Here is an 11,418-nt window from a genome sequence, read left to right on the forward strand (position 1 = left end):
GCGCCGCGCTGGCGCCCCCGCCATCAATGACAGGCGTATTTGCCCAAAGGCGTTGTCCGCTCCAGATCCGGCCGCTGCGCCAGCACCGCCTTCGCGGCGGGTACCGACAGGCCCGAGAGCTGCTCGGCCACCAGATCAGCCATGGTCCGCGCGCCCAGTTCCGTAAAATGCGTGTCATCCTTCAGCCCGGCGGCAAAGGCGGGATAGGCGCCCGGCGCCAGGTTCATGTAATAGACCACCACCTTGTCTGCCCCCATCCGGTCGAGCAGATTGCGCGAGGCGCCCTCAAGATCGATCAAGGGCGTGGCGGTGGTGGCGGCCAGTTCGCGCATCACGGCGGAATATTCGGCAAAATCGGCCCGCGCCTTGCCCGCCGCGTCAAACGACCGCCGCGCCACCGGCGTCACCAGCACGGGGAAAGCGCCATGCCCTCGCGTTTCCCAGATGAAGCGCAGCAGATTGTCGCGATACATCGCCGGATCGGCATAGCGCTCGGGCTTGGCCTTGGTCGCGTCATTATGGCCGAACTGGATCAGCACCGTGTCGCCAGCGCGGATCTCGCTCATCATCCGGTCCCATCGGCCCTCGTTGATGAAGCTCTTGGTCGAGCGCCCGCCGATGGCACGATTGACCACCACCGCATCGCCCGACAGGCCGCAGGCGAGGAATTGCCCCCAGCCGCCTTGCGGATAGCGTTCGGGAGCATAGGTCTGGACCGTGGAATCGCCCGCAATCAGAATGCGCGCCGGGGCCGGTTTTGGCGCGGGCGTGGCGGCGACAGACAGGCTGGCCGCAGCCAGCAGCAACAGATGTTTCACAATTTTCCTCCCACCGGATTGTTGCCCCACAGGCTTTCATAGTCCCAGCCTGTCAGGTCCTGAACCACGTCGCGCGCGTGGGGGCTGGTCGGCTCGCGCCCGCCGTTGCGCAGATGTTCGATCTCGCCCATCAGCACGTCATGCGTGGCGCGGCTGAGGCGGAAGCGGCGCGAGACGGCGATGCCAAAGCCCAGCATCACCCATGTGCCAATCCCCATCACCAGCACCAGCGTCAGCACCGCGCCATGGCTCTGTACGTCCGCCTTGGGCACGAAACCGCCCGCATCCATCAACAGGCCCACCAGCGCCACGGCAGCGGCCTGCGTTGCCTTGCGGATAAAGGTCATCACGCCGGCAAAGGAGCCTTCGCGGCGGCGGCCGGTGACGATCTCGTCCACATCGGCCATGTAATTATAGGTGGCCCATGGAATGTAATTGAGCGCCCCGCGCCCCATCCCGACCAGCCCCATGCCGATCCAGATCCACCCCGATGTCGCAGGCAATCCCGCCCACCACAGGCCGATCAACGCCGCCACGCCCAGCGCAAAACACGCCGCCGCCATGCGATAGGCCCCCGAAGGGCTGGAGCGTAGCGCCATGCGGATCGCGATCATCACCGCGCCCAATTGCACAATATACATCGTGCCGAGCAGGCCGGAGGCCACCTGCGTCGATCCGGCCAGCGCAAAGATCACGAAGAAGGTGAAAGCCGCGTTGAAAATATCCTGCGAGATATAGCCGCCCAGATACATGCCCAGATGCAGCCGGAAGGCCCGGATGCGCAAGGTGGAAGACAGATTGCGCCACAGATGCAGCAGCGGGGAACCGGCGGCAGGCTTGGGCGGCACCGGGCGCTGCCGCTCCCAGCTGAAGGCATAGAGGAAGCCTGCGGTCATCATGAATAATGCGGCAAAAATCGCCCCCATGATGAGGAACGTGTTCGCACTGTCGCGCCCCAGCCAGTTGATCAGCCAGAGCGGCAGGAATCCGGCCAGAATCGCCGACCCCTGCGCAAACAGGATACGCACCCCGGCAAACTTGGCCTTGGTTGCAAAGTCGCTGGCCATTTCGGCGGCCAGCGTTTCATAGGGGATGATTTCCAGCGCATAAGTCAGTTCGAACAGCACATAGGAAACGAGGTAATACCAGAAGGTCTGACCCGGCAGCCACATCAGCGCAAAGCTGGGCAGCAGGGGAATCGCCGCCAGCACGAAAAACCGACGCCGCCCAAAGCGCCGCCCCAGCGCGTGCCGGTCGAAATGGTCCGAAATATGGCCAATGGTGGGCGAAACAAACGCATCGAGAATGCGCGCCACGGCAAAGATCAGCGCCGCTTGCCCGGCGGAGAGGCCGCAAAAGCGGGTGTAGAAAATCAGCACCCACGCCGAGATCACCGCCATCGACCCTGCGCCCAGCACATCATTCGCGCCATAGGCCAGATAATTCACCCATCGGACCGGTCTTGCCGCCGGTTGCGCCATCACGCCATCCTTTTCCCTTGGGGCCGGAATGGCGTTTCACCATGCGGCGCAATTATTCATATTGTGGGCTTCGTTTATACTATGTAAAACCGCATCGACAAGCGGCAATCATAGGGCCGCATCGATTCATGGGAGATTTTGCCGATGCGTTTCCGCCTTTTGATCGCCCTGCTGGCGGCTACGGCCACAGTCTACGGCGCCGCCCCCGCGTTTGCCAAACCGGCCAAGGAATGGATCGACCCCGCCACCGGGCACCGCATTGTGCGCATCAGCACGCAGGGCGGAACCTCCAACCTCTATTTCACGCAAAGCGCCTTTACCCCCAAGGGCGACAAGATGGTCATCAAGACCCCTGACGGAATCAGCGTGGTCACACTCTCGGACTGGTCGATCAAGCTGCTGGTGCCGGGGCCGCATCTCAACCTTCTTTTCACCGGACATATCAGCCGCAACGCCTATTACGCCACCCGTGCGCGCGATGATGCGGGAGGGCCGTTTCAGGTCTATGCGGTCGATGTGGACACCGGCAAGGCAAGGAAGGTGGCCGATGTCGCGGGCGGCTCGATCGGCTCGATCAATGCCGATGAAACGCTGCTGCTGGGGCAATACACTTTGCCCCCGGCCAAGGTGAACCCCGACGGCACGCTGGTCCGCGCGGATCAGGGCAACAACGCGGTGGTGGGCGGCAACAGCTATGCGGAAAACCGGCCGGACGGCACGCCCTATACCTATGCCGACGCGAAAACCCGCTTGCTGCACCGCCGGTTGAAGGCCGGTTTCCCGATGGAGGTGTTCACCCACAACCTGGTTACCGGCGAGCGCAAGACCATCGTGGCCAGCAATGACTGGCTCAACCATGTGCAATTCTCGCCCAAAGATCCGGGCCTCATCATGTATTGCCACGAAGGCCCGTGGCATGAGGTGGACCGCATCTGGACCATCCGCACCGATGGCACGGGCAAGAAGCTGGTCCACACCCGCACCATGAACAATGAGATCGCGGGCCATGAGTTCTTTTCGCCCGATGGCGAGACGATCTGGTACGATCTGCAAACCCCGCGGGGTCAGGTGTTCTGGTTGGCGGGCTATAATGTGCGGACCGGGCGGCGGACGTGGTATCATCTGGAACGCAACCAGTGGTCGGTGCATTACAACCAGTCGCCGGACCTCAAACTCTTCACCGGCGATGGCGGAGACAGCGAGATGGTGGCCCATGCGCCGGACGGCAAATATCTCTATCTGTTTACCCCGCGCATGATCCCCGACGACGCCGAAATCCCCACGGCCGACGCGGAGAAGTTGATCGTGCCGGGCACCTTCGATCAGGAAAAGCTGGTCGATATGCGCGGCAACAATTACAAGACCGAACCCAACATGACCTTTACCCCGGATGGCAAATGGATCATTTTTCGCGCAAATTTCGAAGGAACCACCCACACCTATGCGGTGGCAACCGCCAAGTGAGGGGCGCTTTGCTGCTGGCCGCGTTGTTGGTTGGCGCGCCGGTCCATGCGGGCGTGGCGCGAAGCTGGGGCTTGGCGATGCAGGCCGCCCCGGCCCCCGATGCGCCCAATGCGCCGCCCTCGATTGCGGATGCCACAGTGCGCCAGATCCTGCGCCTGTCGGCGGGCGGAGACCGGCTGCGGCTGGCGCTGGACAATCAGGACAGCGCCAGCGCCCTGACCATCGACCATTTCGCCGTGGCGCTGGTCGATACGAAGGGGGCGGTGATCCCCGGCACCACCCGCAACATCAGCTTTGGCGGGCGGCCGGGCGTGACCATCCCGGCCCATGCCCCGATGATCAGCGATTGGCTGCGTATGCCGGTCAAACCCCTGACGCGGATCGCGGTGTCCTTCCATGTCGCGCCGGGTCAGATGCTGGGCGCATTCCATTCCTTCGGTGCGGCCAAGACGCAACTGGCGCCGGGCGATCAGGTGGAAAAGCCCGAACTGTCCGAGGCCGCAACGGTTGAGCGGCGCTTTGTCGTCTCGGGCGTCGATGTGGAGGCCAAAGCGCCCTTGCGCACCATCGTAACTTTTGGCGATTCGATCACCGATGGCGTGCGGGCGACGGTCGATTCCGATCTGCGCTGGCCCGATCAATTTGCGGCGCGGTTGCAAAAGGCGGGGTTGAACGTGGGCGTGGCCAATGTCGGCATTTCGGGCAACCGGATGCTGGCCGATGGGGCTGGGCTGAACGCGCTGGCCCGGTTTGACCGCGATGTGCTGGCCATTCCCGGCGCCAGCCACGTCATCGTGCTGGAGGGCGTCAATGACATTGGCGCGGCGTGGCGCGAAAAACGGCATGAGAGTTTCGACACCGAGGCGCTCATCAACGCCTATCGCCAGATGATCACGCGCGCCCATGACCACGGCGTCAAGATCATCCTTGCCACGATCCTGCCCTATAAGGGCGCGGGCTATTGGTCCGATTGGGGCGAGGCGCAGCGCCAGAAGATCAACACCTGGATCCGCGAGCAGAAGCAGAGCGACGGCGTGGTCGATCTGGACGCGGTGATGCGCGACAAGGCGGACCCGCTGGTGATGAATCCAGCGTATGATTCAGGCGATCATCTGCACCCCAATGATAAGGGCTTTGCCGCGATGGCGGGGGCTGTGCCACTGGGGCTGCTGGCCCCGCGCAAGGCGGGATAGGGCGCGTTGGAATGACGCAGGGCCGCGGCCATCCTCAATGACGCGGTTCCTGCGGGCTGTTGCGATGGGCCGGGATATGCGCGGCGTCGATCTCCGGCCCGGCCAGCGCCAGCATCTGGATCGCGGCCAGCCCCCATTGCGCCGCAGCATTGGTGGACAGGCGCGGCCATTCGACCTGATTGCCCAGACGCACACGGGGATCGTGGTCCCATGTGCCAAGCCCTTCATCGCCGGAGAAAAATTCTTCGACCGCGCGCGCCATCAGACCCCGGTCATGCCGCGCCCGCGCCGCATAGGCGGTCATGCGTGAATAGGCCTCGCGCAGGTTGCGCGCGCCAAAGGGCGGGCCGAATTTGGCGAGGAAATCGGGCTTGGGCGCATTGTACCATTGGCAGAATGTGACCCATGCCTGCGCATAGGCGGGAATGTCGATCAGGCTGATGATCTCGGCATTGATCTCGGTCGCGCCGAAGACCGAGGAGAGATGGCTGATGCCGATCGTGTCGCCTTTGCCAAGGAACCGATGCGTGGCCGGATCATAGGGCGCGCCGCCCACCAGCCAGCCATATTTCATCGCCCCGATGCTCTGCATCCCCGCCGCGATCCGGTCGCGCCATTGGGTGTCGCCGGTGCGCTCCCATTGGGTCAGCCATGCGCCGACCACCGCCGTCCAGCTTGGGCCGAAACCCATGTCGAACGTGCCCTTGGGCCCGGCATAGGGCTTGGCGCCGGGAACCTTGCGGCCGATGTCCACATGGTCCAGCGTCCGGTCGCTGTCCACCAGATCTGCGATCAGATCGCCCACCCGATCATCGGAGGTGAGGTAAAAGTAGATCCGGCGATAGATGGCATTGGAGACGCGCGGTTGCTTTGAACTGTCGCCCCAATGCTGCACCCCATGGCGCGTGCCAAGGCCCTTGAAGCGGCCAAGGTGATAGGTGTCGACCTCGCTGGTGTGGCGCGTCATCGCTTCGGCCAGACGGAAGGGCTGGGCCGCCCCCGTGCGCAAGGCCTGATACCACAGCCAAAGGTCGGGCGATAACTCGCTGTTGTCCCAGGCAAAGCCGCCAATGTCATAGCGCCACTGATGCCGGTCGGCGTCATAGGTGTGCATGATGTCGCCATGGTTCCAGAAACCATACCAGCCGCGCCGGTCCACCTCGCCCGCATAGAAATCGACGAGGCGTTCGAGCTGGTCCTCGACAATCGCCCGGTTGCGGCTGGAACGATCAGGCAGCGACCAGTCACCAAACACGCCCGCCTTGTGCAAATGTTCTGGCGCGGCCATCATACGGGGCGAGGCGGCATTGGCGGCGGCCATGACCTCAATCATGGCATTGGCGGGCGTGGCCTCGCAGGCCCAGAGGGTGAGTTCATGCGTCTTGGCAATGCCGGTCGCGCTGCCCCAGCCGGGTTCGTAATCCTCATAGGTGATGTCCAGCCCGGCGTTTTGCGCGTCATACCCCTCCATCCCGTTGACCCCGCGCCAAGGGCGCAGGTCCATCGGCTCGGCGCGCGGGCTCCACAGCCATGCGGTGAGATGCGCGGTATCAGAGGCCGCATCGCGCACCGACACCGCGCTGGGGCAGGTTTGCCAGAACCAGCGCTGGGCGATGGCCGCGCCGCCGCTGGGGCCGCCGACATAGGCCAGACCCGGCGCGCGATGGCCCGCGGCCGAGGCCACCCATGCCATATCGGCCTGCGTCCGCTTTTCGATGCGGAAGCCGTCGGCATTGGCCTGCTCCAGCCAGAAGTCGGACCATGTGGGGATATATTGCAATTTGTCGCGGACCGCCGGAGCCATTTGCGCGATGGGCGGCGTGGCGCGGCCCTCGACCTGCGCGTGGCGAAAAGCTGCGCCCGGATCGCGGCGCAGGCCGGTCAGCGGGCGGACGGCCTCGGCAAACAGGGGGCCGTCGCTGGCCATGCGGATATGGCGGTCATGGGGCGCATCGCGCATCGGCACGGCCACCGAAATCCCCAGCGCGGCAATCGCATCGCGCGCCGGATCGCCGTCATAGATGAAGCTGTGGACGATGCGCAGATGCCGCGCCCCGGCATAGGCATAGAAGCGCAGCGTGAAGGGCAGGGAGGCGTCCTGCCCCTGCCGATGGACGCCATCAACGCGAACCACCGCGCGCACCGGGCCGCTTTGCTCAAGGCTGAGGCGCGTGATCACGCCGGCAAAGGCGGCGCCCATCTGGCCCACCAGCGATACCGGACCCAGCACCGCCCGCCCGCCAATGGCCGCCGAACGGATGATCGCATCGCCCGAGCGGGCAAAATCCCATGTTACCCCGGCGCAGATGAGGCGGATGCCATCGGCGCCCTGTTCCACGCGGATCGGGTCGGCGGGGGCGGGGCCGGGTGCGCCGGGCGCCACAGTGACGCCATCGGGCACGGCATCGCCCATGCTGGCGGGCAGGGCATGGGCGCTCCATTTGACCGAGCCATCGGGCCAGAAGGCGGTGGGCCAGCTTTGCGCCGGGAGGGCCGCACCGCCTGCGGCCAGCGTAAAGCCCGAGCGCCGCGACACCGCGCCGCGCGGCCATGCCACGCCGAAACTGTGGCCAAGGTCCATGGCCGGGCGGCCCTCCAGCCAGCGCACCGGGGCCGGAGAAGGCGCGGGCGCGGCATGGCCAAGACGCGGGGCCAGCGCGGCGGCGGGGATCAGGCTGGCCAGTTTGAGAGCGTCACGGCGGGTCGTCATCGTTGGGCCTTTATGCGGATGTGGCGGAAGGCCCAGTGGCTCCATGTGGTGCGCAGGCCAAACCAGCCGGATGTGTAGGGGGCAGGGTCGATAAGGGTAAAGAGGCGCGCGCCATCACGCATGACGGCAATGGTCGCGCCATCGGCAATCAGGGTGATATGCGTCCAGCGGCCCGGCGCAAGGCGCGCATCGCCCCGGTCATGTTCGGGCAGCAGCGGGCGCACCCCCGGCGTTGCGACATAGCGGCGCAGGCGGGTTGTGGTGTTGCGATTGCCGCCGATGCCCACGTAATAGGTTTGCAGCGTGTCATAATCTTCGAACCGGCCGGAGCGGGGGGCGGGGTCGGAGCCGTCGGCCTCGCGCGCCATCCAGAAGGCGTTGAGGTCGCTGACCGTGTCGTTGGGGCCGCCCTTGGAAATGGCCATGGCGTCGAAACTGATCCGCACCGGGCCGGAGAGGCGGCGGCGATACCAGAGGGTCAGGCCCTTGGCCGTGTCGATTTCGATACCGCCGTGGGAAAATCGGACCTGAGCCGGGGCCTCGGCCTCGATGCGCCAGTTGTTCGGGCGCAAGGCGGCGGGGCGGGCCAAAGCCACCCCGCCGCCAAGACAAAAGGCGGCGCAGAGCAGGAGAGGGAATCTCACGCGCCGCCCCCTCACGCGCCAAACTTTGCCATCACATCTTCGCCCGGACGCCGAAATAGACCCGGCGGCCATAGGTTTCGACAGTGGACACGCGATAGGCGCTTTCCTCGTCCTCGATGCGCTGGGCATTGGTGATGTTCACCAGATCGACAAAGGCGGTCAGATGATCGCCGACCTTATAGCTGAACGAGGCGTCCCATTGGCCATAGGGGCGGCCAAAGGCATTGAGATTGTCACGCTCCGGCCCGATATTATAGCGCGAGCGCCAGTTGTACGACACGCGCGCGTTCAGATGGCCGTCGTCATAGAAGGCCGACAGGTTATAGCTGTGGCGCGAAAGGCCCGGAAAGCCCAGCGACTGGCCGCTGTAATAGCCGGTCGTGGTAAAACCGCGATCCTTGGCATAGGTGTAATTGGCCTGAAGCCCCATGTTTTTGAACGGGCCGGGTAGGAAGTCGAAGCCATAGACTAACCCCGCCTCAAACCCGTTGATCTGAACCGGGGCGGCGCTGTTGTAATAGGTCGAGATGGTGAAATCGGTGCCGTTGTAATTCTCGGTCGTCGCCACCTTATAGGGGAAGCCCTGAATATCCTTGCGCCAGAAAGTGGCCGAGAGATAATTCACCCGCGAGATATACCATTCCAGACCAAGGTCATATTGCTGGGCGGTATAGGGGCTGAGTTTGGGATTGCCGCGCGATCCGGTCAGCGCAATCGTGTTGAGCGACATGGACGGCGCGATCTTGGCCAGATCGGGCGCGGCGGCCACCGATGTCGCCGTGGCGCGCAGGATCAGCTTATTCGGCACCAGTTCATAGCGCAGATTGGCCGAGGGCAGGACATAGGTGTGGGCGCCGGTGAAGGTGACGGGGGCAAAGGTGCCCGCGCTGGTGTTGATGTTATAGCCCGAGGCGATGGTTTCCATGCGGATCACGCGCGCGCCCACCACCACGGCCAGATTGCGGTCAAACGGAGTAAAGCCCCATTTTGTCGAGACATATCCGGCCCAGTTCTTCTGTTTCACATCATAGGTGTCGCCCGGCGACCAATTGCTGGCGCCATAGGTCGAAGGGATGCCCGCCGCATTGGCAATCGCCATATTCATGTTCAGCCAGCGCTGGATATTGGTCCCGCCGATATTGCCGGTCGAAAAGAAGTTGTGATCGCCAAGATCGGCATATTTCACATAGGACTGGATTTGCGAGAGGATCGCGGCATTGGTGGCCGTCGAGGTGACCGCATCAACCGATGTGCCCGTGACCCAGGTGCGCGTCTTGATATCGCCCACGCCGGGCGTGGCGGTATAGCCTTCATAGGTTACGGTGCCGTCGTGATAGATCGAATTGAGGCGCGTCACGCGGCGCTGGACGCCGAATTTGATCTGTTTGAGAAAACCGCCGACGTCGTAATCGCCGTCGAACTGGAAATTGCGCTCGGACTGGACGTTCTGGCGCGGCTTGTGCTGGATCTGCAGGTTGTTGATGCCCGCCGGATTGGTGGGGTCGGTTGAAAGGCTGATGTTGGGCGCACCCACCGGGTTGCGATAGTCCACGGTCACAGCGGTCAGGCCATATTGCGTGCCCACCACGTCGATTTCATCATTGAAGGCCCGCGCCCATGAATAGCCGCCCCGCGCGCGCAGCGTCAGCTTGGGGCTGACATGCCATTCGCTGCCCAGTGTGCCGGTATAGGTCTGGCGGTCGATCGTGCCGTTGATGTTGCGATAGGATACGCCCAGCGCATTGGTGCTGGTCGGATTGGCCACCGGGGTTTGCTGGAACTGGACATAGCTGGCCGCGTTGCCCGCGTTGACACTGGTGTCATTGCCGAGCGTCAAGGCCGGGGTCAGCGCCGAAAACGTGTTGATCTGCATGAGCTGGGAGTTCAGCGTCTGCAGCCCCCGTGTATAGGTGTTGTCAAAGAACAGGCGGAAATTGTCGGAAGGGCGCCATTCGACAATGCCGTTGAAAGCATAGCGCTCGGTGCGTTCGCGATACATCGCATAGCGTGGAATGTCGGGATAGAAATCGCCCGTGCCGTCATTGTTCAGATCAACGCAGCCGGTCTGCACGGTCTGGCTGCATTGCGCGGCGGTGGCGCCATTCTTGCGGATCTGGCGCCAGCCTGTTGTTTTGGCCTGATCGTACCACAGGCTGCGCTTTTCATACGTGGCCGAGAGCAGCACGCCCAGCGTGTCATGCGCGAAAAGATGGCTGCCGATCAGCGCGAATTTGGGGTCGAGCCTGTTGCCCAGCGTGCCGTAAACCCCCTGGACCGATCCGGCCAGATAGTCCTTCTTGGTGTCGAACGGGCGGCGGGTGATGATGCGCACCGTACCGCCCAGCCCGCCCTCGGTCATATCGGCGGTGGCCGATTTGACGACTTCGAGGCGGCTGATGAATTCGGCCGGGATGTCGCGAAATTCGACCGCCGGATTGGTGGCCGATCCGGCGGCTGGCCCGGCGGCGGTGGATAGGGTGGATTGCCCATTGATTTCAACGCGGATCAGCCCCGGATCCACGCCGCGAATGGACACCGCAGATCCTTCGCCGCCGGCGCGACTGATCTGGACGCCGGTGATGCGTTGCAGCGCTTCGCCCACGTTCTTGTCCGGGAATTTGCCCACATCCTCGGCCGAGATCGCGTCCACTACCTGATCGGAATTGCGCTTGGTGTTCAAGGCATTGGCAAGACTCTGGCGAATGCCGCTGACGATAATGTCGGCATTGCTCGCGGGGGCGGCGGGCGCGCTTTGCGCATGGGCCAGAGCCGGGGCCGCCAGCGCGATGATGAGCGCGGCGGACGCAGAGGAGCATCGCCAAAGGTGAACCTTTGAAGCCATGGTGGACAACCTTCCCTGTTTTCGTTTTAATATTGCTCAATATGAACTTATCGAACGCATTATGAACCTATCGTCAAGGCCGTCACTTTGCAAGCCGCGTTTCGAAATATTGCCGATGGGGATCAATGCATTGAAATTAAACGTGAAAATGCGATGCGTGTGGTTGCCCATCGCGGCAAAGGGTTGTCTTTATATGGCCGACGGTATCACTTTGTGAAATGCCGCTTGGCGCAGAGTCGGGACTTTGCGCCACAGCAAAAAGCCCG

7 protein-coding genes are annotated in these 11,418 nt (G+C 63.5%); 2 read left to right on the forward strand and 5 right to left on the reverse strand.

The annotated features are described in order from the left end of the window. Positions 1 to 23: 23 nt before the first annotated feature. Together PQ467_RS08015 and PQ467_RS08020 are read right to left on the reverse strand one after the other, a co-directional pair. Positions 24 to 818, reverse strand: coding sequence for a rhamnogalacturonan acetylesterase (locus tag PQ467_RS08015; RefSeq protein WP_274175967.1), 795 nt, complete (start codon positions 816 to 818; stop codon positions 24 to 26). Further along, positions 815 to 2,299: an MFS transporter gene (locus tag PQ467_RS08020; RefSeq protein ID WP_274175968.1), complete on the reverse strand. Its 1,485-nt coding sequence runs from the start codon at positions 2,297 to 2,299 to the stop codon at positions 815 to 817. Before PQ467_RS08020 ends, PQ467_RS08015 begins: the two co-directional genes overlap by 4 nt. A 144-nt stretch (positions 2,300 to 2,443) precedes the next feature. On the opposite strand from PQ467_RS08020, the gene PQ467_RS08025 reads away from it, so the two are divergent. Both PQ467_RS08025 and PQ467_RS08030 read left to right on the forward strand, forming a co-directional pair. Next, entirely contained in the window at positions 2,444 to 3,763 is a 1,320-nt protein-coding gene (locus tag PQ467_RS08025; RefSeq protein ID WP_274175969.1) for an oligogalacturonate lyase family protein, read from the forward strand. After that, positions 3,760 to 4,956 carry an SGNH/GDSL hydrolase family protein gene (locus tag PQ467_RS08030; RefSeq protein WP_274175970.1) on the forward strand — a complete coding sequence of 399 codons (1,197 nt, stop codon included), beginning with the start codon at positions 3,760 to 3,762 and terminating at the stop codon, positions 4,954 to 4,956. Before PQ467_RS08025 ends, PQ467_RS08030 begins: the two co-directional genes overlap by 4 nt. Before the next feature lie 34 nt (positions 4,957 to 4,990). Here the strand turns inward: PQ467_RS08030 and PQ467_RS08035 are convergent, their stop codons facing one another. Genes PQ467_RS08035 through PQ467_RS08045 form a run of 3 tightly spaced genes read right to left on the reverse strand, consistent with a single transcriptional unit; the run spans position 4,991 to position 11,152 of the window. After that, positions 4,991 to 7,666: an exo-rhamnogalacturonan lyase family protein gene (locus tag PQ467_RS08035; protein WP_274175971.1), complete on the reverse strand. Its 2,676-nt coding sequence runs from the start codon at positions 7,664 to 7,666 to the stop codon at positions 4,991 to 4,993. Further along, entirely contained in the window at positions 7,663 to 8,310 is a 648-nt protein-coding gene (locus PQ467_RS08040) for a DUF6250 domain-containing protein (RefSeq protein ID WP_274175972.1), read from the reverse strand. Before PQ467_RS08040 ends, PQ467_RS08035 begins: the two co-directional genes overlap by 4 nt. A 31-nt stretch (positions 8,311 to 8,341) precedes the next feature. Continuing rightward, on the reverse strand, positions 8,342 to 11,152 hold the full coding sequence (locus PQ467_RS08045) for a TonB-dependent receptor (protein ID WP_274175973.1): 2,811 nt from the start codon (positions 11,150 to 11,152) through the stop codon (positions 8,342 to 8,344). Positions 11,153 to 11,418: the final 266 nt, after the last annotated feature.

Source organism: Novosphingobium sp. KACC 22771 (assembly GCF_028736195.1).
Taxonomy (GTDB): Bacteria; Pseudomonadota; Alphaproteobacteria; order Sphingomonadales; family Sphingomonadaceae; genus Novosphingobium.

Excerpts from the sequence above, each read along its gene's own strand:
- PQ467_RS08025 (WP_274175969.1), top strand. The coding sequence starts at position 2,444 with ATGCGTTTCCGCCTTTTGATCGCCCTGCTGGCGGCTACGGCCACAGTC.
- PQ467_RS08020 (WP_274175968.1), bottom strand. The coding sequence starts at position 2,299 with ATGGCGCAACCGGCGGCAAGACCGGTCCGATGGGTGAATTATCTGGCC.
- PQ467_RS08045 (WP_274175973.1), bottom strand. The coding sequence starts at position 11,152 with ATGGCTTCAAAGGTTCACCTTTGGCGATGCTCCTCTGCGTCCGCCGCG.
- PQ467_RS08035 (WP_274175971.1), bottom strand. The coding sequence starts at position 7,666 with ATGACGACCCGCCGTGACGCTCTCAAACTGGCCAGCCTGATCCCCGCC.